The organism is Virgibacillus oceani (assembly GCF_041521345.1).
Classification (GTDB): domain Bacteria; phylum Bacillota; class Bacilli; order Bacillales; family Amphibacillaceae; genus Virgibacillus_N; species Virgibacillus_N oceani_A.
The window spans coordinates 41,410-66,587 of sequence record NZ_JBGOHB010000028.1; the positions used below are offsets into that span (position 1 = coordinate 41,410).

A 25,178-nucleotide genomic window follows, 5' to 3' on the forward strand; every position below is an offset into this window, starting at 1 on the left:
CTTATTTCATGAATAAACGATCAGTGATACGGATTGACATGGACATTTACGTCCTGTACTTCTACATATTCTTTCATTAAACTATCTTTCACTTCTGCTGCAATATCATGGCCTTCATCTACGGTAATCGCTGGGTTGACACTAATCTTTACATCGATAATTACATAAGAACCATGTGACCGTGCATTAAGGGCATCAATTCTTTTCACACCTGCTATTCCATCGGTAGTATTAAGGAATTTCTTTTTTTCTTCCTCGTCAAGCACTATTTCCAGGGAAATTTTCACCGCTTCTTTACCGAGGCTGAAGCCCATCCAAATGATGATTACTGCGATAAAGGCACCGGCAAGCGGATCCAAATATTGCAAGAATGGAATCTGATAATTGGCACCCCAAATGGAAAGTCCGATCCCGGCAAGCGCAATTACAGAAGAAATAGCATCTGTGCGATGATGCCAGGCATCTGCAATAATCGCAGGACTATTGATTTTTTTACCTAAGCGGTTTTTATATTGAAAAAGAGCTTCTTTTATCAAAATGGAGAACATGACAATATATAAAGCGAGCATGCTTGTTTGGCTGTCAGTCTCCGACCAAATGGCGGTAATGGCATCTACAAGAATCTCAAAACCCACTACAACGAGCAGGAAAGAAACGATTAATGTAGCAATATTCTCCGCTTTACCGTGACCATAAGGATGCTCGGAATCGGGCGGCTTTTGCGCTGCCCTTATACCTACCAAAACGGCAATTGAGCTGATGACATCAGATGCAGAATGGAAAGCATCGGCTATTAAAGCACGGCTGTTTCCAAATATGCCGCCAGCTCCTTTAATAACGGCTAATATCAAATTTGCCACGATGCCTAATATAGAAGCGAAATTGGCTTTTTGAAACCGATCATTCATATAAAAAACCTCATTTGCGATTTGCTTTCTTCACATCATATCAATAAATGAACGGTAACGTCCATAATGGGTGTTCAAATCACTATCTATTAGCTGTCTCACAATACAATGTTTATTTTTTGAGAAATAAGGAATGAATATATAGATATCGTATTAAAAAAAGGAGGGGAATCAGATGAATAAGAAACACTGCAAACATAAGCAGTAAGTCACTGTATTTTCTTCTTCCTGTATTCATTCTATAAATTATAACATTTACATATCACAAAGAAAAAAAGAAGTCATAGCAAAAGGCGTAGTACAGCAGGAAGAAAAAGAGAGGTGTCCATAATCCTACACCTGACAGGTTAATTTATGGGCTTCATTTTGAGGCAGCGTATTAGGTGAAATTATCATACGAAAGAAGAACTTCTCGGTCGCTTGAATTAAATATTTATAATATTAAGTATTCCCGGTGGCTGAGGCACCGTCCTGGTTTCTAAAAAGACAATGAGTATGATATGATTCAAGTAGCGAACAAAAGATAAATCAATTCAGGATAACATATACAATAGAACATCAATCTACAAATGATGATGAGGGGAAAAGTAACCAAAAATTAAACATTTGAATTAATGTGCAAAAGGCAGATGAATCGATGTTCACGTTTACAGACTACTATAATAATCAGGTGAAGTTTTCTTTTGAAGATCACCCCTTCTCAAAGAATCCAAAGCATGTGTGGGTGATTTGCAAGTATAAAAATAAGTGGCTCCTGACAAAACACAAAGAAAGAGGAATGGAATTTCCCGGCGGCAAAGTGGAAGAAGGGGAAAATGCTGAACAGGCAGCAATAAGAGAGGTGGAGGAAGAAACCGGTGGACGCGTAGGATCAATGCGGTATATTGGTCAGTACTTTGTAGATGGAAAGAGACAGACAGTCGTTAAAAATGTGTATTATGCAATTATTGAAAAACTCATACCGAAAGATTCTTACTTGGAAACGGAAGGTCCCCACCTATTAAGAAAGCTGCCAAAAAATGTAAAATATCTGGAAATATACAGCTTTTTAATGAAAGATGATGTGTTAAAACACGCATTACGTTATATTGAAGAAAATAAAATATAAGATCGCCTGCTGTCGCCAGTAGGCGATTATTTTGCTAGTAGGGAGATTATGCCTTTGGTCTCTACGTGGAATGTTTGATGAGCCAACCTTCCAATTTCTCTACCATTTTATACATGATGGCTGCAAATATAGCGATGAGTACCAGACTGGAAAGAACGAGGGAGAAATCAAATACCTGAAAGCCGTAGATAATTAAATAGCCTAACCCGTTTTTTGCTACGAGAAATTCTCCTACGATAACACCTACCCACGATAGGCCAACGTTTACTTTCAGCGTGGAAATCATAGCAGGGAGTGTTGCCGGGAAAATGGCTTCTTTGAAGGTTTGCCATCTCGTTGCACCAAAGCTGGTAAGTACTTTTTCATAATTGGAATCCACTTCATTAAAAGCAGAGTAAACAACCAATGTCGTAATGATTACACAAATAATTGCTCCCATTGTAATAATAGATATATAACCTGTGCCAAGGGCAACAATCAGAATCGGACCAAGTGCCACTTTCGGCATCGCATTAAGAATGACCAGGTATGGATCCATGATTTTTGCAAATCTTTTTGATGACCATAAAAGGGAGGCAATGATGATTCCTGCAATGGTACCGATGAGGAATCCAGCGATCGTTTCAAATAGTGTGATCTGCACATGGCTAAGCATCGAACCGCTAGCAAAGCTGGAAATAATGACTTCAACGACCTGGGAAGGAGAACTGAATATGAGGGGATCAATCCAATACAGTCTGCTTCCTATTTCCCACAATGCAATAAAGCCTATAAAAATAGCTATTTGCCAACTGATTACAATCTTTTTTTCTTTTTTTAAGCCGTTCTGGTATTCTTGAAAAAGCTGCTGGTCATTCTTGGCTGCCATCTTTTGAAGTCACCACCTTTGTATCTACCTGGTCATTTTCCTCAGTCTCCAATTCTTTCCAAATTTTATCAAAAAGAACTTGAAATTTAGGATGACGCCTTACAAGAAACGGGGTTTCGTTTCGTAATTCGATTGGTACATCAAACGTTTTTGCAATCGTACCCGGATTGGCATTCATGATGAAAATTTTATCACTCATCGCTATTGCCTCCCCAATATCGTGGGTTACCAGCATCGTTGTTTTGTTGTATGCTTTTAACAATTGAGCGACGAGGTCTTCCAGTTTTAACTTTGTCTGATAATCCAGGGCGGAAAACGGTTCATCCAGCAGCAATATTTTTGGATCATTAATCAGCGTTCTCACTAAGGCGACTCGCTGGCGCATCCCTCCAGAAAGGGAACTGGGATAATCATCAGCCACCCCGGATAATCCAACCTCCTCAAGCAATTCACTGGCTTTTTCTCTGGAATCCTCACCTAATGTTTTGGATACTTTAGGTCCAAGCAGGACATTCTCAATAATCGTTTTCCACGGAAACAGGTAATCTTGCTGCAGCATATATCCAATAGCCATCTCAGATTCACGAATCGGTTGATCATGGAGAAGAACTTTTCCTGATGTCTGATTCATTATACCCGCCACAATGGATAAAATGGTTGACTTCCCACAGCCGCTCGGACCCAAAAGAGCAATGAATTCCCCTTCCTTGATGGAGAAAGAAACATCGTCCAATGCCTTTGTATATCCATTTTTGGAAAAGTAGTGATGGGTTACATGGGTTAAAGATAAAAATGACAAAGGATCTCCTCCTTAATTGTTGATGACTTCCTCGGCAATTTCAGTATTAACGAGCTCTTCATATGGTACATCCTCCGGCAGTTCTCCAGCTTCATCCATAATGTCTTTCAAATTTTCCCATGCCTCTTCATCCATTAATGGACTTTGGGCAAAAGAATCCTGTTCTTTATAGCGTTCAACAGAGGTGGCAAGCATTTCTACTTCGGTTTCTTCAAAATAAGGATGGATGGATTCTGCGATCGTTTCAGCACTGTTTTCCTGCACCCATTGCTGAGCTTTATATACGGCGCGGGTGAATTTTTCAATCGTATCCTGGTCTTCATCAATCATGCTTTGTTTGGCCATGAAGACGGTGTATGGAACTTTCCCTGATTCTTCACCAAAGGAAGCAATAATATGGCCTTCTCCTTCTTTTTCAAAGGTGCTCGCAGTTGGCTCAAAAAGCTGGACATATTCAGCATCACCTGTTTGAAAAGCACCAGGAATATTGCCAAAATCAATGTTTTGCTGCAGTTCTAAATCCTCATGCGGATCAATGCCATGATTCTTCAACACAAATTCACCAACCATCTGCGGCATGCCGCCAACACGTTGACCGAGGAAATGACTTTCTTTGAGGTCATCCCATGTAAAGTCAGGCTTTGGTTCCTTAGCAACGAGAAAGGTGCCATCTGTTTGTGTGAGCTGAGCGAAATTGATAGCATAGTCCCTGGAATCCTGTGCATAAACGTAGATGGATGTTTCCGAACCTACGAGCGCAATATCGACACCATCTGATAACAAGGTGGTCATCGTTGTATCTCCGCCCCAAGTTGTCTGCAATTCGACATCCAGGCCTTCTTCTTCAAAAAAACCTTCTTCTATGGCGACATACTGTGGTGCATAAAATACGGATCGTGTAACTTCAGCGAGGTCAATCGAAGTCGTTTCACTCTCTGATTGACATGCAGAAAGAAATAAGACGATACCCAGGAAAAAGATAACGATATAGTTTCTCATACTTTCGTTCCTTTCTGTAGGAGGTATTGTTAATTACATCTCAGTTTATGCACGTGATAAAAATGTGTGAATGCCTAGATGGGGGAGTAGGGTTTTGAAGTCTTTCTTCTTGGTTGTCGTCTTGGATTGTTCCTATAAATTACTTATAAATGAAAAGAAAATATAAGCAAATAAAAAACCGACCTCCACAAAAAGGCCGGTTCACTATCTATCAAATTATATTTTTCCTTTATACACAGGTCCTGATTCTCTGATTTCTTTGTCTGCCTGATCGAACTTTGTAAAGTTCTCATGGAATTTCATTGCCAGTGAAGTTGCTGCTTCGTAATAACCTTCTTCATCATCCCAGGCATTTCTTGGAACAAGCACTTCATCCGGGACCCCTGGCACATGCATTGGAATTTCCAGGCCAAACACGTCATCTTTGATTGTTTCTACCGTGTTCAGTTCGCCTTCCAATGCGGAGTGTACCATAGCACGGGTATAGGATAACTTCATTCTTTTGCCGATGCCGTAAGATCCGCCGGTCCAACCGGTATTGACTAGAAATACATTGGAATTATATAAATCAATTTTTTCACCGAGCATTTTTGCATAGATCGAAGGAGCTAACGGCAAAAATGGTGCGCCGAAACAAGCTGAAAATGTTGCTTCCGGCTTGGTTACTCCACGCTCAGTACCTGCCAGCTTACTTGTATACCCGCTCAGAAAGTGATACATTGCCTGTTCTTTTGTCAATTTGCTGATTGGCGGCAATGTTCCGGATGCATCAGCTGTTAAAAAGATAATTGTATTCGGATGACCTGCAACACTTGGTGTTACAATGTTATCAATGTTTTCCATCGGATATGCTGCACGGGTATTTTCAGTTAAAGATGTATTATCATAATCCGGAAGTCTGCTCTTATCATCCATAATTACATTTTCCAGAACGGAACCGAAACGGATGGCATCGAAAATTTGTGGTTCCTTTTCTTGCGACAGGTTAATGGTTTTTGCATAACAGCCACCTTCAATATTAAAAACACCATTCGGACTCCAGCCATGCTCATCATCCCCGATAAGACGGCGATACGGATCAGCGGAAAGCGTTGTTTTACCTGTACCGGATAAGCCAAAGAATAATGCAACATCGCCTTCCTGGCCAATATTTGCTGAACAATGCATGGACAAAACATCTTGCTGCGGCAGTAAATAGTTCATCACCGAGAAAATGGATTTTTTAATTTCACCGGCGTATTCTGTACCTCCAATAAGTACAACACGTTTTTTAAAGGAAACAATAATAAATGTTTCAGAGTTGGTTCCATCTACTTCCGGATCTGCTTCAAAATTTGGTGCAGAAATTACCGTGAATTCAGATTTATGTTCTTTCAATTCTTCCTCTGTCGGTACAATGAACAGCTGTCGGGCAAATAAATTATGCCATGCATATTCATTGATTACCTGAATAGGAAGGCGGTATTTAGGATCTGCACCGGCGAAACCATTGAATTCATACAGGGTATCTTTTTTGCTCAAATAGTCGATTACTTTGTGGTACAACTTATCAAAAGATGCTTCATCAATCGGCTGGTTGACAGGACCCCAATCGACTTTCTTATCTGTTTCCCCATCTCGAACAATAAATTTATCCTTAGGTGAACGGCCAGTATATTTACCAGTTGTTGAACGAACAGCACCAGTGGCTGTTAAAATTCCTTCATTCCGCTCTAAAATTTCTTCTACTAATCCAGGTACAGACAAATTCCGTTGAAGGTTTCTATGTGCATGTAATTCTTCTATCATTGTTTTCATATGAGATACCTGCCTTTTTGATAAAATATGTATGAACCGATGTCGGTTTTGTATTCCTTAATCTGATTAATAGTATAACACATTTGAGTGATTAGTCCATACTAATAATCATATTAATTTGAAAAAAATAAGTGTCAATTTTACTTTTATTTTACGCTCTTTTTAAATTATGCACAAATGAATTAACCTGCAATATTTTTGTTTAAATCGGCAATTCTTATCTGTCATTAGTATAACACCGTTACCTATAGATAGGAGAATTTTATCTTAAGGATTAATAGTACCTTTTTATTGACATTAACACCCTCTTTCGTTAATCTGATTCTGAACGGATACTCTCTTATTCAGAGTTGGTGGAGGGACAGCCCCGATGAAACCCAGCAACCATCACACCTTAGTGAATTGGTGCTAACCTGATGCAAGGAAAATTCCTTGAACAATAAGAGCGAAAGGTCACAAATCCTTTCCTCATAAATGCAGGAAGGGCTTTTTTTGTTTAGGGCAAGATGTTGATTTGGAAAAATGACAACAGCCCGATTGCATACTATGCAACACCAAATTATCTTAAGCATATAGTAATGGAGTTCCGTAACAATTCATAAGGGGAGATAGCCATATGGCTGCAAATCGTCGTTTATTTACGTCTGAATCAGTAACGGAAGGGCATCCGGATAAAATCGCTGATCAAGTTTCGGATGCCATTTTGGACGAAATTTTAAAGAAAGACCCATATGCACGGGTCGCTTGCGAAACCACGGTCACAACAGGACTTGTATTGGTTTCTGGGGAAATATCAACAAATACATATGTCGATATTCCTGCAATTGTCCGTCAAACGATAAAAGAGATTGGGTATACACGGGCCAAATACGGCTTTGATGCGGAAACATGTGCCGTTCTAACCGCGATTGACGAGCAATCTGTGGATATTGCCGGTGGGGTGGATAGGGCGCTGGAAGCACGAAAAGGGAAGATGAGCGAGGAAGACATTGATTCGATTGGAGCAGGGGATCAAGGCATGATGTTCGGCTTTGCCTGTGATGAGACAGAGGAATTAATGCCCCTTCCGATTTCACTCGCACATAAGATGTCCAAACGCCTTTCCGATGTTCGTCAAGATAAGACGCTAGGATATTTACGTCCGGATGGAAAAACTCAGGTGACCGTGGAATATGATGAGAATGGTCAGCCTGCACGCGTTGATACCATTGTAATTTCTACACAGCACCATCAAGATATTACCACGGATCAAATTGAAAAAGATGTTATTGAACATGTGATTCGTCCGGTTGTGCCTGAGCAATTTCTGGATGAGTCCACCCAATATTTTATTAACCCGACAGGTCGTTTTGTGATTGGCGGTCCCCAGGGGGATGCCGGCTTGACCGGCCGTAAAATTATTGTCGACACATATGGCGGATACGCCAGACACGGCGGAGGCGCATTCAGCGGCAAAGATTCCACCAAAGTGGATCGTTCCGCAGCCTACGCAGCGCGTTATGTGGCTAAAAACATTGTTGCAGCAGGCTTGGCGAAAACATGTGAAGTACAGCTTGCCTATGCAATTGGTGTAGCAGAACCGGTATCGATTGCAATCCATACATTCAGCACTGGAGTAGTAAGTGAGGAAGAGTTGGTGGAGGCAGTAAGAAAACTGTTTGATCTGCGCCCGGCAGGAATTATCCGCATGCTGGATCTGCAGAAGCCGATTTTTAGAAATACAGCTGCTTATGGGCACTTTGGCAGAACAGATATCAGCTTCCCGTGGGAGAAAACGGATAAAGTGGAAGAGTTGAAAGCATTAGCTGAAAAATAAATAAATGCCTGGAACCGATTTTAAGAACGGAACCAGGCATTTATTATTTTTTGTGCTTATCAAGCATTTCTTTTACATATTCCTCAGACTTTCCTATAGGAATACTGAGGCTTTCCCAGCTATCATTTTTGCACGCTTTTCCAATATAAACAATTTGCCCGACATGATAGGAATAATGGGCAAGCTGCCTTTCAATGGCGTCGAGCACAGTGTGCTTTTCCCCGCGGATCGTAATGATTTTTAAAAGATCTTCTTCATTCAATTTACTGATGGCATCAAACAGTAGAACCCAGCCTTTATCCCAAGCGGCCACGATTTCCGTTTTTGATAATAATGTGTCCATAAATTCCTCATCCCGCTTGCGATCCGGCTTTTCCCCATCACTTGTTAAAAAGTTCGTCCATCTTGAGCGCATATTGCCGCTTATATGCTTTACAATAATGGCAATACTATTGGAAGCATCATTGACGGACCAATGCAGTTCTTCAGCCGTTAATTGTTCGATAGTCTTATCGCCAAGCTGTTTCACACTTTGGAGTCTGGCTTTGATAACACTTAAATATTCTTTGCCAATCGTCATAATAAACCCCTTTCAAGCATTAGTTATAAACTCGTATGATCCCGGTAATAATTACATTTTTCCACGTAAGATTTGATGACGCGATTCATTTCTGCATAATCCTTATCCGTCAGCTCACGGATCACTTTGGCCGGTCTACCCATAGCCATTGTGTGGGGAGGGATTTTTTTGCCCGGAGGTATGAGGCTTCCTGCGCCAACAAATGCACTTTCGCCAACTTCTGCACCGTCTAGAATAATTGATCCCATACCAATCAAGGAATTTTTTCGAATGATGGAAGAATGCAGGGTGACCTGATGGCCAATAGCAACGTCGTCCTCAAGGATCAGCGGGTTGTCTGGACTTTGATGGAGCATGGAAAGATCTTGCACACTGACTCTTTTTCCAATGATTGTCGGGGCAATGTCGCCGCGAATAACCGTGTTGAACCAGATGTTGGAAAGTTCATCTATTTTAACATCTCCAATAATCGTAGCATTGTGTGCTACAAATACAGATTCGTGAATGTCAGGCTGATAGCCTTTATATGGATGTATCATTTGAAACCTCCTGATAAATATGATGATATAATGTAGTATAGCAAATATTAGAAAAGAACGGTTGCAGAATGGAGGAAGCAAATTGACTGCCCCTATACCAACGAATGCAGTGATATTAATGGCCAAAGTCTATCGCAAAATTTTACCTGAAGTAAATAAAGAACTTTTCTATTGGAAAAAACGCGCTGCGGATATCCCGAATAAAGAGCTGCGCACCCAGGCACTTGCTAGCATAGCGTCCAAACGGTTTCATTGTCAAGGTGGTTCTGTGTATGCGCTTCTTGCAGGGGAACGATGGAGGGAAGCTATACGTTTTATTGTTGCTTATCAGACAATCAGTGATTATTTGGATAATTTATGTGATCGAAGTACTTCACTGGATCCGGAAGATTTCCGAATGCTGCACCATGCTATGCGGGATGCATTAACCCCGGGAAGGGAACGGGAAAATTACTATGCATTGCGACAGGATCAGGATGACGGGAATTATTTAAGCGATTTGGCTTCAGCTTGTCAAAATACACTGGAAGTGATAGAAGATTATTCGGAAATACAGGGCCATGTATACCGGCTTGAGGGTTTATATGAGAATCTGCAGGTACATAAACATGTAAAGGCGGAGGAGCGCATTCCAAGATTGACAAGCTGGTTTGAAAAAGAAAAGAATCCTGCGTCGGATTTAAGCTGGTATGAATTTTCTGCTGCTTCAGGGTCGACCTTAGGTATTTTTTGTCTGGTCAGTTATGCGATGGGTAAAAAAATATTAAAGGGGCAGTCGGCTGCAATTTATGAAGCCTACTTTCCTTATGTACAGGGGTTACATATTTTACTGGATTATTATGTCGATCAGGATGAGGATAAAAAAGAAGGAGATCTGAATTTTTGTAATTACTATCCAACTCAAGAGCAGATGAAAGCGCGATTTGTTCACTTTATTGAGCAGGCGAATAAACAGGTGCAGCGATTGCCTGACCACCATTTTCATGAAATGGTGCATCAGGGGCTGGTTGGTTTGTATTTGGGAGACAGGAAGGTAAAAAGCTTAGATGCTTCCGGGGATATGAAAAAGATATTACTGCGTCAGAGCGGGTTTCAATCGAAGTTTTTTCATTGGAATACGAGGGTGTATTATAAAGTAAGAAAATAACCCGGAGAAGCAATTCACTTCTGCCTTCCGGGTCTTCATTTCTTCTGTACGGCCAAAATAAACGGGGGATTATTCTTTTGGTTAATAAACCCATACTTCAGCACGTTATACTTTTTCTGATCTAAGTTAGCCATATATTTCAGAACAGCATTCTTCTCCTCTTCACCCCCTTCATGACCATGATACACAACAATGACAACAAGTCCGTCCTTTTTCAAAAGATACAAAACAGAATTAATCGCCGTAATGGTAGAATCACTTTGGGTAATGATGTTTTTATCGCTGCGCGGCAAATAGCCGAGATTAAAAATAGCACCACCGACTCTAGTTTCATCCTCCATATGCAAATAATCTCCAATATAGGCATGGCTGTCATGGATAAGGGAGACGTTTTTTAAACGGTTTTCGACAAGTGCATCCTTTGTCGACTGGATCGCCTGCTCCTGGATATCAAATGCAAGTACATGGCCTTTTTCGCCAACTAATCTGCTCAAGAAAACTGTATCATTCCCGTTTCCGCAAGTGGCATCTATGACGGTATCTCCTTTTTTTACGGATTCTTCCAGTAAATAATGTGCGTATTTCAGAATTCCTTTTAACATAGCAATCTCCTTTATGGTGATATATGTCTATTTTAGCAGAAAACAAAGCGAATTGCCTTGACAAAACGATGGCATTTCCATACAATTCAAGTTACATAATAAAACGACACAAATGAGGGATTAGTAGTAATTATTTTCAGGTAAAGAGAGACAGTGGCCGGTGAAAACTGTTCCTGAAAAATTATGAACTCGCCTTCTGAGTTGCAGGGGTGAATCCAAGTAGCTTCTGCCGTATGATTCGCGTTAAGAATTCAAGTGAACGCCGGTGATTTAAATTTGCCTTCTGCGTTAATTTGGGTGGTACCGCGGGAATAACAAGCTTCTCGTCCCTTTTGTAGGGATGAGTGGCTTTTTTATGTTAGGAAAGTATAGAACTTTCCTATTGCATAGGTTTTCTAATCGTTGTTTTGATCAAAGGAGGAAGCAGGATGAGTTTTCATCATCAGAAAATTGAAAAGAAATGGCAAACGTATTGGGAGGAAAAGAAAACCTTTAAAACCGATACGTATTCGGAGAAAGAGAAGTTTTACGCGCTGGATATGTTCCCGTATCCGTCTGGAGCGGGACTGCATGTCGGCCATCCGCTGAGCTATACGGCAACGGACATACTATCACGTATGAAGAGAATGCAAGGCTATGAAGTGCTGCACCCGATGGGCTGGGATTCATTTGGTCTGCCGGCAGAGCAGTATGCAATCGATACAGGGAATAGTCCGGAAGATTTTACGCTCAGTAATATCGCTACATTTAAGAGACAAATGAAGGAAATCGGTTTTTCCTATGACTGGGACAGGGAAATCAGCACGATGGATCCAAGCTATTATAAATGGACCCAGTGGATTTTTAAAAAGCTGTACGAAAAAGGGCTGGCATATGTGGATGAAGTGGCCGTTAACTGGTGTCCGGCACTGAATACTGTGCTTGCAAACGAAGAAGTAATTGACGGAAAAAGTGAACGAGGGGGACATCCTGTTTACCGAAAACCAATGAGACAGTGGATTTTGAGAATTACAGCTTATGCCGATCGTCTGCTTGAAGATCTGGAAGAGCTTGACTGGCCGGAAAACCTGAAGGATATGCAGCGGAATTGGATTGGCCGGTCTGAAGGAGCGGAAGTTAGATTCACCATTGACGGGCATGATAAGCATTTTGAAGTGTTCACGACACGGCCTGATACATTGTTTGGTGCAACTTATGCCGTGTTTGCACCGGAGCATCCTTATATAGAGAACATTGTGACGGATGTACAAAAAACAGCAGTGGATGAATATTTAAAAAAAGTACAGACCAAGTCTGACTTGGAGCGGACGGATCTGGCGAAAGACAAGACTGGTGTTTTCACAGGTGCTTATGCGATCAATCCGGTCAATAATGAAAAAATGCCAATCTGGGTTGCAGATTATGTCCTGATGTCTTATGGGACTGGTGCGATTATGGCAGTTCCAGGGCATGATGAACGTGACTATGAATTCGCAACGAAATTTGAACTGCCTATTGTAGAAGTTGTTTCAGGTGGGGATCTTTCCAAGGAAGCTTATACAGGCGATGGGGAGCATGTAAACTCTGAATTCCTGAATGGCTTGAGTAGTGAAGAAGCCATTTCAAAAATGATCGATTGGCTGGAAGAGAATAAAATGGGTGAAAAGCAGATTACTTATCGGCTTCGTGACTGGTTATTCTCCAGACAGCGCTACTGGGGAGAGCCGATTCCGATTATTCATTGGGAAGACGGAACAGTGACGACAGTTCCGGACGAGGAACTGCCGCTGGAGCTTCCGGAAATGGATGAAATTAAGCCATCGGGTACAGGGGAATCCCCACTTGCCAATAGTGACTGGGTATATGTGACCGACCCGAAAACCGGGATGAAAGGACGCCGAGAAACAAATACAATGCCACAGTGGGCAGGAAGCTGCTGGTATTTCCTTCGTTATATTGATCCGGAAAATCCGGATCAGCTTGCAGATCCGAAGGCACTGAAAAAATGGCTGCCGATTGATATTTATATCGGGGGTGCCGAGCATGCGGTGCTCCACTTGCTGTACGCTCGTTTCTGGCATAAATTTTTATATGATATCGGAGCTGTTCCGACAAAAGAACCCTTCATGAAGCTGTTCAATCAAGGGATGATCCTCGGGGAAGGCAATGAAAAAATGAGTAAATCGAAAGGGAATGTGGTAAACCCGGATGATATTATTTCATCCCATGGGGCAGATACACTGCGTCTCTATGAAATGTTCATGGGTCCGTTGGAAGCATCTGTGGCATGGTCAACGAACGGACTTGACGGAGCAAGAAGATTCCTTGACCGCGTATGGCGCTTGTTTGTTGCAGATGGTGGGTCAATTTCTGATAAGATAAGCGAAGAGGAAAACAGCGCGATGGATAAAGTGTATAACGAAACAGTGAAAAAAGTAACCGAAGACTTTCCAACCCTGCAATTTAATACTGGAGTTTCACAAATGATGGTATTTGTAAATGAAGGAAACAAGCAGGAAAAGTTGCCAAAGGAATATATGGAAGGCTTCGTGAAATTGCTATCTCCTGTCGCGCCACATTTGGCTGAAGAACTATGGGAAATACTTGGTCATGATGACACTATTACGTATGAACCTTGGCCGGCTTATGATGAAACCAAACTGGTCGAAGATGAAGTGGAGATTGCCGTACAAATCATGGGTAAAGTCCGCGCCAAAATCAATGTAGCAAAAGATGCAACAAAAGAAGAAACAGAAGCAGCAGCATTGGCCAATGAAAAAATAAAAGAACAAATTGAAGGAAAGACAATACGTAAAGTGATCGTTGTGCCTGGAAAGCTTGTGAATATTGTAGCGAATTGATGGAATGAAACACAGGGACGGTTCTTTTGTTGCAAGAATTGTGCAATATGCCCATTGGCTGATTTTGATTTAAGGAGAATATTAAAGAAGGTTACGAATGCAGTTATAGATTGAGAGAAAAAATTGGAGCGATAATCAACAAAACACTTGTTATTTCTTAAATGAAATTCCAGGTGTTTTTCTTTACTGAATTTTATTCAAATATTATGAGTTGTTTTACCATTACATATGATAAAATAAAAGAAGCCGTGGATCGCTTTGTATAATTTATAAAAGGATAAAAAAACAATCGAATATTCTTCGGATAAATTGGATGAAATTTGGAAGTGTACTTAGGAAATATATATCGCATAACAGCTAATGAAAGTAGGAAGAAAAATGCTGCTGGAATCATTTGAAAAACCTTTGAGATACAAAAATGAAACACAGTCATCAGGTAATGTGATAAAAAAATATATAAATTAATGGAAGCAGACAAGGTTTAATATAATCGAAACTTTAAACCAAGGAAAACCATTGCTGCTGTTTCTGCATGGGCCCCGGTTTTCCCGTCTACCCGGTAGTCAAAGCCCATGGATTGCAGCTCGAAAAGTATTTCCTGGGATCAAAGGGGTGCCGGAATGTCCTTCGATGCAAAGGAAACGAAAAAACCGCTGACATTAAAACAGTTATTAGAGGATACAATCCAAGTTGTTCATTATTTGAGAGAAACATATGCACAAGACAAAGTGTTTTTACTGGGCCATTCCTAGGGCTCCTATCTCGGCACCCTTGCAGCAAGCAAGCACCCTGAACTATTTCACGCCTACCTTGGGATAGGTCAGATTGGATCAGCACTGGAGTCAGAAAAAGAATCGTATGATTTTATTTTGGATACTGCGATAAAAAAGCGTGATAGTCGTGCGCAACAACAAATTGAAAAAGTAACGTTGGATAATAAATATTACGAAAATCGTTCCTATGGTGCAATTAGATCAAAATATACAAATGCTTACAGCGGAGGAACGAAACGCAATGGGTATTCGAATTTTGAGACGTTGAGACACATATTAGCTTGTCCCAATTATACATTCAAGGAACGGTTAAATATTTTACGCGGGACGAATTATGCTTGGCAGTCCTTAGGAGGAGTTATGGCGACTATTGACCTGGTGGAGCGTGTTTCATCACTCGATCTGCCGGTTTTCATTCTTCATGGTAAGCATGATTATACGACAACTTGGACACAAGCCAACCGTTTTTATGAATCGCTCGAAGCCCCAACCAAGAAAATGTTCACCTTCAGTAATTCTGCACACAGTCCGTTTATTGAAGAACAGGAACGTTTTTATGAGATTATTGAAAATGAAATATTGGGAACTGCGATGGACTCAGTGAGGTAAGAGGGGAGAATTTGAAGTTATTTATTGGGGAGGTAGTTCCATGAGTAAGTTTATAATTGCTGTTTTGTTACTCATGTCTTTCTTTATTGCTGCATGCAACCAAACTTCCGCTGAAACGGATGAAATGAAGCAAATTATTGAAGATGAATTAGGTGTGAGTCCTTATATACCAGAAGGTGATTCGGTATGCACGATGGTGTTGAATTATTCACCGGTATTAGCTGATGATGGTGAATCTGAAAAAGGAGGCTCGTTTAAAGTTGAAATTGAATATAAAGCTTCCACCGATGAGAAAGTGGATGAAGAAATGAAGGAAGTATGGGAGGAAAGGGATCCTTTAAGGGAAATTATTTATGGTGATTTGTATATGGATCCGAATACTTCTAAGGTAACAATATTTCCAGATGGAGCAGGAGAAATTACAGACGCTGAACACCTCGAAATAGAAGGGCATGAAGTTCAATATCAACATATTGATCGGGAGAGCGGAACGGTGATCATGGCGATGGATTTTGCAGATTACAGTTATATGATTGAGTATTATTTGATAGAGGGAAAAACGGAGGAAGATGCAAAAGCTTTTGCTAAGGATATAATTAGGAATGTAGAACAATAAGGGAAGAAGACTCTCCAATCTGGTGAAGCCCCTCATTATTATTTCTTGGGTATATTGTTTAAGTAAAAAAAGATAGGATGAACTCTGCGTTAAGTTAATTAGTGTAACAATTTAAAGGAGAACATAAAATTGAAACTATTAATATTAGGGGCTACTGGTTTTCTTGGCTCAACCTTATTTCACTTGGCGGGGAACCGAAACCTACAAGTGATTGGCACTTCTAGGTATTTAAATGAGAATAGAAAAATAATTGAAGTGGATGTTACAAATAAACATGCATTAAAAAGTACAATGGAAAGTTATGATCCGGATGTGGTGGTATGGACTTTGTTAAGCAGAGAAAATGAGGACGTGCTTATAGACCATGGACTTACCAATCTATTATCCATTATAAAAAGCGAAACAAAACTGATTTTCCTGTCTACAGATGCAGTTTTCACTGGTGGAAAAGGGGGATATAAAGAAGCGGATATACTAAATTCACTTCCTAACAAAGCCCCATTAGCCACATATGTTAATGCAAAGATAAGGGCAGAAAGACAAATAGCAGAGAGTCACAAAAATCATACCATAATAAGGACAGGCCCACTTTATGGCATGGATGCTAATGGAAATATCGAAGCACGAACACAAAAAATGACCAGACAGCTCGAACAGAAAGGTTCAGTTGAAGCTGCTGCAGATTTTTATAAAACATTTGTACATATTGTAGATTTATCAAAAGCTATATTGGAATTTGCTTTTCATGATTTTAAAGGGGTTATCCATCTGGGACCGGCGGAAAAAGAGAGTTATTTTACTTTTTATAAAAAACGTTTTGAGAGTTTAGGTTTTATCAGTGGTGGTATTGAGCCAATTGAAATTGCTGATGGAAAAGAAAACTGTCTATCTGTTGATACATCATTGGATACAGAAAAAGTGAGGAGTATGTTGAAAATTAGTTTTCGAAGTCTTAATGACTAGTGTTGCTTTAATAATATTTACAAAGTAATTGGATGCAGAGAGCTAACAAATGTGCAACTAAATAAATATCCAATGTTTTGAAAGGAGAAGGTCTGTGGAAATAAACCGACTATCAAAAAACTTTAAAGTCTTTGCTGAACATGAATGTAAAGGCTCAAGCGAGTTGTATGAATTTCTTTCTTTAAAAATTGCCGAGGATAATGAAATCCTAGAATTAGCTTCACACGCTAGAGCAGGACAGCCTATACCTAATATTATGTTTGGGGCTGTGCATTATTTGCTGCTAAAGGGAAAGGCACATTATTTAAGAGAATTTTATCCAAGTATAGCCAAGGAACCAAGAAATACAGTAGATTCGTATGTTTATTTTAAAGATTTTTGTGAGCAATATACTGATGAAATAATTTCAATCTTGGAAAATAAATTAGTTCAGACAAATGAAGTAAGACGTTGTGCTTACCTGTTTCCTATTTTTAATTATATTTATGATATTGTAAAAAAGCCTTTAGCCTTAATTGAACTGGGAACAAGTGCAGGTTTACAACTTTTATGGGATAAATACAGCTATTCTTATGAAACGGATGAAGTTTACGGAGAAAAGGGTTCAAAAGTACATATAACTTCAGAGATAAAAGGGGAAAACATGCCAATTTTACAGGGAACTGCTCCTCCAGTAGCTTCCCGTATTGGTGTGGACCTGCACACAGTAGATTTAACGAATAATGAAGATTCTCTTTGGCTGAACGCACTAATCTGGCCTGAACATAATGAAAGAAGAGAATTATTTACAAAGGCAGCAGCATGTGTAAAAGATAACCCTATCATATTAATAGAAGGGGATGGGGTGGAAATGCTTCAGGGGCTGACAAAGAATGTATCAAAAGATTATGCTGTTTGTGTTTTTCATACGCATGTAGCTAACCAAATGTCCTCCAACCAGAAAAAGACCCTGCTTGAGCAAGTGAGCACTATAGGTGCAGACAGAGAAGTTTTTCATTTATATAATAATATGTGTGATAGAGATTTGCACCTCGATTATTATATTGATGGGAAAGCATATGCGAAGAAAGTTGGAGAGACGGACGGCCACGGAAGATGGTTTTCCTGGGAGTTATAATTGTTTTTTTAAAGAACTGAATCAGTTCCCCTTCAACTACAAGACCTCTTAAATAAGGGAAAGTTGCTTGAAGAAAAACAAGGGAGGTTTCATGGCGCTTATAGTAATAGGCTAGATCATGCTTATCACTCTTTTCTCGATTGAAAACAAGCTCAGACAAGGTACTAAACAAAATGAGGGAATCATTGAGTTATTAAAAGAAGTGAATGAAAAGAGTAAAAACTGAGATGAGATATCATATATAATAGGGGTGGCAATCAATGAAAGATGACGAGAAAACAGTAGAATGCCCAAAATGCGGGAGCAGAGAATTGGGGAAGGGGAAACAAAGTGGATATTCAGCAATGCATCCTACAAATAAAATGAGTTTTGGCTCCACTGTAGAATACTTAATCTGCACGGAATGCGGCTATATTATCGAGGGTTATGTAAAAAAACCAAAGAGATTTAAAGGAACTATTTATTGATGGCTGCTGTAAAGTTTATTGGTTGTGACAAAGAAGAGATTTTTGATTAATTACGTGCAGCATAAGAATGTTTACTAATGCGTTCTGGTATGCTGCATGAAAAAAGGTAAATGGCAATAGACACTAAGCCTTTTCAGATTTCGTAATGCCTCACAAATAACGTCCAATTAAATCTTTAGACGTCAATTACTGTTGGCTTTACTTAAAATAAACTAATTTATACTATATATAATTTTTACGCTAATCAGCCTATTTATCCCATATTCACAAACGGCCTATGAAAATCAAGCTCTCCTTTAACCCGTGTGATATTCACATTCTCCTCCTGAAGCCATTTTTTAAAGTCAAAAATCACCGGCATTCTATCATGACCGACTACAAACCATGCTTTTAATTCTTTTGGAAAATACATAGATGTATGAATAGTTCCTGCAGATGCACCATATTTTTTGGAAAAAACACCATGATTCAGGCTATTCATTACTTTATAAGCATCATAAGGATTTGCGGCATGATGTTGCTCATCCAGTATAGTTTGCTCCCTTTCCCGTGTCTCTTCCTGTCTGTAACGATTTTCCTCATCCAGCAAATGAAAATGATTGGTACAAACATTAGATTTCCGCGCCGTGACCTGTCTAGGCGAAGCTTCTACAACATAGGATTCTCCCGCTGGATCAAGAAGAACATAGCTGAATGAATGCCTATGAGGAATTTCTTTTAATAAAGAAATGGCCTCATCCACATTGGTACAGACCTCTAAAATCAAACGGCCGATCATATTACATAAAAACCCGTCTCCGGATTTTTTACTGTGCGTAAAATTATAGCCCATTACCAGACCTTTTTCGTTCATACCATCAATTCGTCCCGTAATTTGCATGGAGGGACCGATCACCGCGTACCCCTTATCAGTTGGCTGATACATCATATAGCGCCCTTCATAACCTCTAGGGTGACTGTCATAATTGCGCACCATAAAATTTGGGTCACTAAAAATGGAACAGCCGCTCCGGGTGAATTCCAGATAATGACCGCCAAATAAGCGGAAGGCTTTTTCCATATCCATGTGAAGCGCATCGGAAAGACCATGAATTTCTTCCAATATGGCTGGTGCTATTTTTGCCATGATATCTTTATACACTGCCGAATCAGTCAAAAAGTGCCTGTCTTTCTTTGGTCCCCATTGTTTTTCCCGGTTCGGCAAAATGGATGAATCCTTGAGAAGTTCACCCTGGAACAAGCCGAAGTCGTAGTGGGTCCCTCTGTATTGAATGACATCGCTATAATACTGTTTCATTGTATTCATTCCTTTTTGGATTTCACTATTAACAGTGTACGACATGAAATATATAATGAAAACATATTATGTTTCGGAATACATAATTTATGATCAAAAAAAATTCACGATTGTTCAAGTGAGGTGATCCCTTATGGAAAATTTTCTTTATGGAATATATGCTTTCTTAATTGCGATCATTTCCGTAATTACAGGAGAAATTGTCACCTTTGTCATGCTAGGCTTGATTTTAATCAGGTTACAAAACATTCATTCGACATTGAATGAGTTATTGAAGGCAAATAGAGGAAAAACGAATTAGCGGGGGGCTAAGTAAATATTTGATATTAAATGAAAGGGCTTATTTTTGGTTAAACGAACCCCTTACTGTCGCCAAAACTGTGGGAGCGATCATTCTCATTGGTGGTGTAGTTCTTACAACACAATTCATCAGTGTGTATGGGGAGCATAATAAACACAAATAAAAGAGCGGGCGTAAGGATTTATAAAAAGATAATAATATATAATGAACCTTTTTGTCGGTTCCGTTGTATAAACTGGTAAAGGATAAAAGGAGTGACGTTTCTATGGCATTGGGTTGGTTGATTAGCACTGTTGTAGCTACTGTACTTGGAATGACGTTTGCCTTACTTATTATGACAATGAACAAAAAAGTTGTCAAAGACAAAAAGGGAAATATTGATTTTAGTAAATCAGACATTTACTTCCACTGGACAAGATGGGATTATATAATAATACTGGCTGCAGTTTATACCTTTTTGTGTATACTAGGTTTATTGCTGTTCCTGCTTCGGGGAGATAATATTGATAGTCCCTGGATACAATTTTTCATTCATCAAACTTTTGTATTTTCTCTCATCACATTTATTTGGTTTATTACCAGAATTGCATATGTTTTTAAAGGTATAAAAAAGCGGTGGTCTGATGAGTTCGAATAAGGATATTGCGTCAAATGGTTTGAAGGAGCTAGAGGAGCATTCAATAGAAGCGTTATTTATCACTTATAAAACGCCAATTTACGAGTTTGTTTATCGGTATTGCCAGGACCAACAGCTAAGCATTGATATTGTGCAGGATACATTTGTTAGATTTTATAAATATCAAAAACATTATGATAAGGAAAAATCCAGCATAAAAACCTACTTATTTCGCATGGCGTACCAGCTAATGATAAATCGCCTAAAAAAACGCAGTCGAATGAAAAAATTACTTCCTTTTTTATATCAGCAACAGCAGCAACAGAGATTGTCACATGAAGATATACTTTCTGTCCAAGCAGCCATACAGCAGCTAACTGAAGAACAAAGGGCAGTTGTATTATTAACCTATTACCATGATCTTGCACAAAGAGATATTTCTAAAATCCTTGCGATCCCGGTAGGTACCGTGAAATCGCGTCTTCATGTAGCATTAAAGAAACTAAAGGATTTATTGGAGGTTAACGCATGAATAAACAGGAGATTCCAAATGAGCTAAAGAAACGGTTAGAGGAATTTCAGGTAAAAGTACCGAACATTCAGACGAAAAAAAGCAGGCTGGATCGACTTACAAACTGGATTTATGCACCGGCAAGGAACCCGTTGGAAGTATTTAATATTAAGGTGAATTCATTCACACGGGTTGTGTTTTACCCGCTGATTTTAATACTTGTTTTATTTTTTACACCAATTTTCTTTATTTAATGTTTCCAGCATCGACTCCACCGCATTAAAGCATCAAGAACCTCATCTGTCTCTAAGTAGTTAGTTTTGGAGTACACCCTTTATTTAACTATTTTTTCATGTGACATTGTAGATTTAATTGTAAAGACATTTACAATTAAATCTACATAACTTATTGAATGGAATTTAGTATATCTTATGTTTTATGTGTAACAAATTAAAGAATACTTTGGAACTAACGACGAGTAAGAGTAGAGGAATAAATGAAAAATATGTCTTAAATAAGGTGTTAAGTGGGGGAGGGGAAAATTATTGTAGAGATGAAGGTTTGCTTACATTTTCGTATGTAAATAACCCATATATAGATAAACATTTGATATAATAATAAAAAATGAGCATCAAATTATTTTGTAATTCAATGTTCATTTTATAATGCTTTTTTATTGTTTATACTACAAAACTGAACTATTTAACCTGTCCGGAAGTGTTTTATTTAATACTTATTCATTAATTAGTCATTGGATACTCCAGATTTTCTATGGTTTCCTTAAATTCGTCTTTGCTTACTTGGTCCTCATTGAAATTGCTCTTACTTTTTGTTTTCTTATACTTTCAATTTAGAGAGGATGCTCAATCAATACCTTAATACAGTTCAGAATTTGGAAGCTTTTTATTTTTCGCCCTCCAGTGCAGTTTTTCCAATGTAGGCCTGCAGCATCCAGATGGTGGTGTCTACGGAGCTTTTATATCCTGTCAATAAATCTTCAGTTACTGCATCTTTTTCCTTATCAGCAAGTTCAATTGCCTGTACAGCTATATCACGAATAGTTCGATAGTCATCTACAAGATTTTCTACCATTTGATCTGCCGGTATTTTCTCTTCATAAGGCTTTTCGGAAATGGATGCATGCTCCAGGTATTCCGCTAATGTGGAGTATGGTTTCTCTCCTTTTGCTATCAGTCGTTCGGCAAACTCATCAAAATTTTGGTTTACCTCATTGTACAGTTCCTCAAATTTCTCATGTAGGGTATAAAAGTGCGGCCCTTGCACATGCCAGTGATACTGATGAAGTTTTACATATAATACACCTAAATTTGCGACAATGTGATTGACAGTACTCGCAGCTGTTACGTGTTGCTGCTGAAAACGTTCTTTTTCTAATGCCATTTTTCATACCTCCGTTTTTTAATGTTTTTTCCTGTTAATGATGAAGACGCGCTGATGAAAAACTGGTGGAAATTCATTTTTTATAACGCACCTCCTTTTTTTATATACCTTTTTTATAGATTATATTAACGTGGGATTCATAGACGCAGGTCAAAATTTCACTCTTTTTTCATTATAGTAGGGAAAAATTTTAAAGAAAAAAGTAGAAATTCCCTAAGTATGGGATTTCTACTTTTTTATGTTGGGATCCACTCTGTCTGTAAAATAATCCACGCTCCATTTTCAAAATACCAGAGCGTCTCTACCGTGCCAAGTTGATCAGCGTGGTATGCCCCACTGATCTGCTGATAGCTTTTTAGTCCATAGCCCTTACTTTTACTAATAAGAAATGGTTCATAAAAAGCAATAGGGTCGATCACTAATGATTTCTGTTCTAAAAGATTGCCGTCTTCATCGTATATGCCAAGTCTGATATATTCTTCTGTCCGATCAGAAACATCAATCTCAGTCGGTTTATGACTCGGAGACAACCTGAATATAACAGTGAAATTATCGTCAAAAGCGCCTTCAAGGTATTCCTGTACAGGAAGCGGGATCTCATTTAATTCACTGTTCCTTAAAGTAGACAATTGATAATGATATAAACCTCCGCTGCCGCCTGTAGCACTTTGGTAAAATATATCTTTGATCCCGTCACCATTTAAATCCACCAGCTGAAGAGAAGGTTCATATCCCCCTTCATAGGTAATGGTCCAGCTTTCGCCGAGTTCATTTGTGACGTCTGCCCACACATCCTGGTAATAGCTGCTGTCTGAGGAAAAAGGCACACCCTTTAGTATAATTTCTTCATCCTGTCCGTCTCCTGTAACGTCGGTCTCAAATGAATCAATTTCCACAGTATCCGGGATTTTCTGGGCTATCAAGGATTGGAAAGGAAGTAATAAAACGGTACATACTATGATTGTTATTAAAAATCTCACCATGTTCTCTCCCCATATATATAGTAGTTCTAGTTTGTGTCAGATAGTTGCATGTTATGCAGTGAGAACGTATGATAAACTTGAAAAAACTTTAAAGGATGAGAGTATGAGCGAAGTAAATGAAATCACCCCAAAACAAGTAGAAGAGCAAATGGAAAATGACGAGAATATGGTAATTATTGATGTGAGAGAAGACGAAGAAGTGGCACAAGGCATGATTGAAGACGCTAGACATATTGCATTGCAGCATATTCCGTATTCGATTCATGAATTGGACAAAGATAAACATTATGTGCTTGTTTGCCGATCCGGCGGAAGAAGCAATACAGCCGCAGATTATATGAACGAACATGGTTTTAGGGTTTCCAACATGGTTGGTGGCATGCTGGAATGGAAAGGTGAAGTTGTTTACTAAATGTTCCTCTGATGTTTACTTACAGGAAAAAACAATTCAAAAATCTGTAGAGAATACCGCAAAAAGTACGGAACAGATTACAAAGTGATCATGGAAAACTAAAAGAATAACATGAAATAGGTAGTTCTTTTCCTACTTCTACCATATTAAAAGAGTTTTGATGGTATGTTATGATCACACTTATAAAGAAATACTAGACGGACGGAGAATGTCTATTCGTAAGTACTCCAGGAGAAACGCTTGCTATTGAAGAGCTGGATAGGATCAGGAATTATTCTAATTGGCAGTGTAATTTTTTTGCGGTTGTTACTGCGTTTTGGCATGCTTTAACCGCAGTTCCGTAATACCGCCTTTGATTTCTTGCATCGTTTTCCTCCTGGGCTCACATTTACAGACTTCTTTGAGTTGTTTCAGTAACAAATTACTTTAGAAGGAAAAATCGGCAAATAGTATTGACTTTTTTCGCAAACGGTTGTAATATAATTCTTGCTGTTTAAATGTGGTGAATTTAAAATAAATAAGTTACAACAGTATCTTATTATTTTTCTATAAAAAAGATCAATTATGGTTGACTTTTTTGTAGAAAAATGATATACTATTCATCTCACAACAAAAGATTGTCGAAAACAGTAAGTTGTGGAAAGTGTCGTCGAACAATTTTTCAGAGAATACTTTTTAAACCATTGACTGGGATTTCTGATCTGTGATACGATATGAAAGTTGCCGATTTGAGCAGACGAAATGTCGAGAGAAAAAAGCTGTTGACATGGATTGCTTAAGGTGATATAATTGAATCTTGTCGCGGAAAAAGCGACGTGATAAATTTGCTCTTTGAAAACTGAACAAAACAACCAGTATGTAATATGAAGATGTCAGAGGTAAGAAGTCTGAGTCAGACTAGGTTCTGAACGAGGAAGACTTATCCTCCTGAGGTCAATTTTTGAAGCTAAGAAATAAATAATGGATTGGTGTCCATTATAACCAAACTTTTATGGAGAGTTTGATCTTGGCTCAGGACGAACGCTGGCGGCGTGCCTAATACATGCAAGTCGAGCGCGTGAAGCTGACTGATCCCCTTCGGGGGTGAGGTCAGTGGATCGAGCGGCGGA

General features: G+C 39.1%; 25 protein-coding genes, 1 rRNA gene, 1 pseudogene, 1 riboswitch and 1 other annotated feature. Of the genes and pseudogenes, 16 read left to right on the plus strand and 11 right to left on the minus strand.

What is annotated here, in order from left to right; translation table 11 throughout:
• Nucleotides 1–20: 20 nt before the first annotated feature.
• Nucleotides 21–908 carry a cation diffusion facilitator family transporter gene (locus tag ACDX78_RS17815; RefSeq protein WP_486029515.1) on the minus strand — a complete coding sequence of 296 codons (888 nt, stop codon included), beginning with the start codon at nucleotides 906–908 and terminating at the stop codon, nucleotides 21–23.
• Between the two features lie 637 nt (nucleotides 909–1,545).
• On the opposite strand from ACDX78_RS17815, the gene ytkD reads away from it, so the two are divergent.
• Nucleotides 1,546–2,016, plus strand: a complete 471-nt coding sequence (gene ytkD / locus ACDX78_RS17820; protein WP_486029516.1) for an RNA deprotection pyrophosphohydrolase — start codon at nucleotides 1,546–1,548, stop codon at nucleotides 2,014–2,016.
• 61 nt (nucleotides 2,017–2,077) lie between these two features.
• On the opposite strand, the gene ACDX78_RS17825 is transcribed toward ytkD, so the two are convergent.
• The 4 genes from ACDX78_RS17825 to pckA all read right to left on the minus strand — a co-directional run bounded on the left by ACDX78_RS17825 (nucleotide 2,078) and on the right by pckA (nucleotide 6,479).
• The gene (locus ACDX78_RS17825; protein WP_486029517.1) at nucleotides 2,078–2,884 is read right to left on the minus strand and encodes an ABC transporter permease; all 807 of its coding nucleotides are present in this window, start codon (nucleotides 2,882–2,884) and stop codon (nucleotides 2,078–2,080) included.
• Nucleotides 2,868–3,683, minus strand: coding sequence for an ABC transporter ATP-binding protein (locus ACDX78_RS17830; RefSeq protein WP_486029518.1), 816 nt, complete (start codon nucleotides 3,681–3,683; stop codon nucleotides 2,868–2,870). Before ACDX78_RS17830 ends, ACDX78_RS17825 begins: the two co-directional genes overlap by 17 nt.
• 12 nt (nucleotides 3,684–3,695) lie before the next feature.
• Complete coding sequence (locus tag ACDX78_RS17835; RefSeq protein ID WP_486029519.1) at nucleotides 3,696–4,682, minus strand: ABC transporter substrate-binding protein; 987 nt, start codon at nucleotides 4,680–4,682, stop codon at nucleotides 3,696–3,698.
• A 216-nt stretch (nucleotides 4,683–4,898) separates the two neighbouring features.
• Complete coding sequence (gene pckA / locus ACDX78_RS17840) at nucleotides 4,899–6,479, minus strand: phosphoenolpyruvate carboxykinase (ATP) (protein WP_486029520.1); 1,581 nt, start codon at nucleotides 6,477–6,479, stop codon at nucleotides 4,899–4,901.
• A 337-nt stretch (nucleotides 6,480–6,816) separates the two neighbouring features.
• Nucleotides 6,817–6,925: riboswitch (SAM riboswitch) on the plus strand.
• A gap of 170 nt (nucleotides 6,926–7,095) precedes the next feature.
• Between pckA and metK the strand changes: the two genes are divergently transcribed.
• The gene (gene metK, locus ACDX78_RS17845; protein ID WP_486029521.1) at nucleotides 7,096–8,295 is read left to right on the plus strand and encodes a methionine adenosyltransferase; all 1,200 of its coding nucleotides are present in this window, start codon (nucleotides 7,096–7,098) and stop codon (nucleotides 8,293–8,295) included.
• 43 nt (nucleotides 8,296–8,338) lie between these two features.
• Here metK and ACDX78_RS17850 read toward each other — a convergent pair whose 3' ends face one another.
• Nucleotides 8,339–8,875: a DUF1572 family protein gene (locus tag ACDX78_RS17850; protein WP_486029522.1), complete on the minus strand. Its 537-nt coding sequence runs from the start codon at nucleotides 8,873–8,875 to the stop codon at nucleotides 8,339–8,341.
• A gap of 23 nt (nucleotides 8,876–8,898) precedes the next feature.
• Complete coding sequence (locus tag ACDX78_RS17855) at nucleotides 8,899–9,414, minus strand: gamma carbonic anhydrase (protein WP_486029523.1); 516 nt, start codon at nucleotides 9,412–9,414, stop codon at nucleotides 8,899–8,901.
• 82 nt (nucleotides 9,415–9,496) lie between these two features.
• On the opposite strand from ACDX78_RS17855, the gene ACDX78_RS17860 reads away from it, so the two are divergent.
• The gene (locus ACDX78_RS17860) at nucleotides 9,497–10,561 is read left to right on the plus strand and encodes a tetraprenyl-beta-curcumene synthase family protein (protein WP_486029524.1); all 1,065 of its coding nucleotides are present in this window, start codon (nucleotides 9,497–9,499) and stop codon (nucleotides 10,559–10,561) included.
• A 35-nt stretch (nucleotides 10,562–10,596) separates the two neighbouring features.
• On the opposite strand, the gene mnmM is transcribed toward ACDX78_RS17860, so the two are convergent.
• Entirely contained in the window at nucleotides 10,597–11,163 is a 567-nt protein-coding gene (mnmM, locus tag ACDX78_RS17865) for a tRNA 5-(aminomethyl)-2-thiouridylate-methyltransferase MnmM (protein ID WP_486029525.1), read from the minus strand.
• Nucleotides 11,164–11,263: 100 nt separating this feature from the next.
• Nucleotides 11,264–11,497: a binding site (T-box leader), on the plus strand.
• Nucleotides 11,498–11,591: 94 nt separating this feature from the next.
• On the opposite strand from mnmM, the gene leuS reads away from it, so the two are divergent.
• The 7 genes and pseudogenes from leuS (at nucleotide 11,592) to ACDX78_RS17900 (ending at nucleotide 18,548) form a co-directional block, all read left to right on the plus strand.
• Nucleotides 11,592–14,003: a leucine--tRNA ligase gene (gene leuS / locus ACDX78_RS17870; RefSeq protein WP_486029526.1), complete on the plus strand. Its 2,412-nt coding sequence runs from the start codon at nucleotides 11,592–11,594 to the stop codon at nucleotides 14,001–14,003.
• Between the two features lie 620 nt (nucleotides 14,004–14,623).
• A complete protein-coding gene (locus tag ACDX78_RS17875) occupies nucleotides 14,624–14,755 on the plus strand; it encodes a hypothetical protein (protein ID WP_486029527.1) in 132 nt (43 codons plus the stop codon).
• Nucleotides 14,756–14,767: 12 nt separating this feature from the next.
• Nucleotides 14,768–15,385: pseudogene (locus ACDX78_RS17880) on the plus strand (alpha/beta fold hydrolase); the annotation flags it as partial.
• Nucleotides 15,386–15,425: 40 nt separating this feature from the next.
• The gene (locus tag ACDX78_RS17885; RefSeq protein ID WP_486029528.1) at nucleotides 15,426–16,001 is read left to right on the plus strand and encodes a hypothetical protein; all 576 of its coding nucleotides are present in this window, start codon (nucleotides 15,426–15,428) and stop codon (nucleotides 15,999–16,001) included.
• Nucleotides 16,002–16,130: 129 nt separating this feature from the next.
• On the plus strand, nucleotides 16,131–16,964 hold the full coding sequence (locus ACDX78_RS17890; RefSeq protein ID WP_486029529.1) for a sugar nucleotide-binding protein: 834 nt from the start codon (nucleotides 16,131–16,133) through the stop codon (nucleotides 16,962–16,964).
• A gap of 94 nt (nucleotides 16,965–17,058) precedes the next feature.
• Nucleotides 17,059–18,081 carry a DUF2332 domain-containing protein gene (locus tag ACDX78_RS17895; RefSeq protein ID WP_486029530.1) on the plus strand — a complete coding sequence of 341 codons (1,023 nt, stop codon included), beginning with the start codon at nucleotides 17,059–17,061 and terminating at the stop codon, nucleotides 18,079–18,081.
• Nucleotides 18,082–18,341: 260 nt separating this feature from the next.
• Nucleotides 18,342–18,548 carry a transcription initiation factor TFIIIB gene (locus tag ACDX78_RS17900; RefSeq protein WP_486029531.1) on the plus strand — a complete coding sequence of 69 codons (207 nt, stop codon included), beginning with the start codon at nucleotides 18,342–18,344 and terminating at the stop codon, nucleotides 18,546–18,548.
• Between the two features lie 253 nt (nucleotides 18,549–18,801).
• Here ACDX78_RS17900 and ACDX78_RS17905 read toward each other — a convergent pair whose 3' ends face one another.
• Complete coding sequence (locus tag ACDX78_RS17905; RefSeq protein WP_486029532.1) at nucleotides 18,802–19,845, minus strand: C45 family autoproteolytic acyltransferase/hydrolase; 1,044 nt, start codon at nucleotides 19,843–19,845, stop codon at nucleotides 18,802–18,804.
• A gap of 133 nt (nucleotides 19,846–19,978) precedes the next feature.
• Here ACDX78_RS17905 and ACDX78_RS17910 point away from each other — a divergent pair, with 133 nt between their 5' ends.
• The 4 genes from ACDX78_RS17910 (at nucleotide 19,979) to ACDX78_RS17925 (ending at nucleotide 21,527) form a co-directional block, all read left to right on the plus strand.
• The gene (locus ACDX78_RS17910; RefSeq protein WP_486029533.1) at nucleotides 19,979–20,146 is read left to right on the plus strand and encodes a hypothetical protein; all 168 of its coding nucleotides are present in this window, start codon (nucleotides 19,979–19,981) and stop codon (nucleotides 20,144–20,146) included.
• Between the two features lie 265 nt (nucleotides 20,147–20,411).
• Nucleotides 20,412–20,783, plus strand: coding sequence for a hypothetical protein (locus ACDX78_RS17915; RefSeq protein WP_486029534.1), 372 nt, complete (start codon nucleotides 20,412–20,414; stop codon nucleotides 20,781–20,783).
• The gene (locus ACDX78_RS17920; protein WP_486029535.1) at nucleotides 20,770–21,294 is read left to right on the plus strand and encodes an RNA polymerase sigma factor; all 525 of its coding nucleotides are present in this window, start codon (nucleotides 20,770–20,772) and stop codon (nucleotides 21,292–21,294) included. Before ACDX78_RS17915 ends, ACDX78_RS17920 begins: the two co-directional genes overlap by 14 nt.
• On the plus strand, nucleotides 21,291–21,527 hold the full coding sequence (locus tag ACDX78_RS17925) for a hypothetical protein (RefSeq protein WP_486029536.1): 237 nt from the start codon (nucleotides 21,291–21,293) through the stop codon (nucleotides 21,525–21,527). The genes ACDX78_RS17920 and ACDX78_RS17925 overlap by 4 nt, the downstream gene beginning before the upstream one ends.
• A gap of 649 nt (nucleotides 21,528–22,176) precedes the next feature.
• Here ACDX78_RS17925 and ACDX78_RS17930 read toward each other — a convergent pair.
• Both ACDX78_RS17930 and ACDX78_RS17935 read right to left on the minus strand, forming a co-directional pair.
• Nucleotides 22,177–22,674 carry a Dps family protein gene (locus ACDX78_RS17930; protein ID WP_486029537.1) on the minus strand — a complete coding sequence of 166 codons (498 nt, stop codon included), beginning with the start codon at nucleotides 22,672–22,674 and terminating at the stop codon, nucleotides 22,177–22,179.
• Between the two features lie 236 nt (nucleotides 22,675–22,910).
• Nucleotides 22,911–23,657, minus strand: coding sequence for a hypothetical protein (locus tag ACDX78_RS17935; protein WP_486029538.1), 747 nt, complete (start codon nucleotides 23,655–23,657; stop codon nucleotides 22,911–22,913).
• Between the two features lie 103 nt (nucleotides 23,658–23,760).
• Here ACDX78_RS17935 and ACDX78_RS17940 point away from each other — a divergent pair, with 103 nt between their 5' ends.
• Together ACDX78_RS17940 and ACDX78_RS17945 are read left to right on the plus strand one after the other, a co-directional pair.
• On the plus strand, nucleotides 23,761–24,069 hold the full coding sequence (locus ACDX78_RS17940) for a rhodanese-like domain-containing protein (RefSeq protein ID WP_486029539.1): 309 nt from the start codon (nucleotides 23,761–23,763) through the stop codon (nucleotides 24,067–24,069).
• 988 nt (nucleotides 24,070–25,057) lie between these two features.
• Nucleotides 25,058–25,178 (plus strand): 16S ribosomal RNA (locus tag ACDX78_RS17945); the annotation flags it as partial.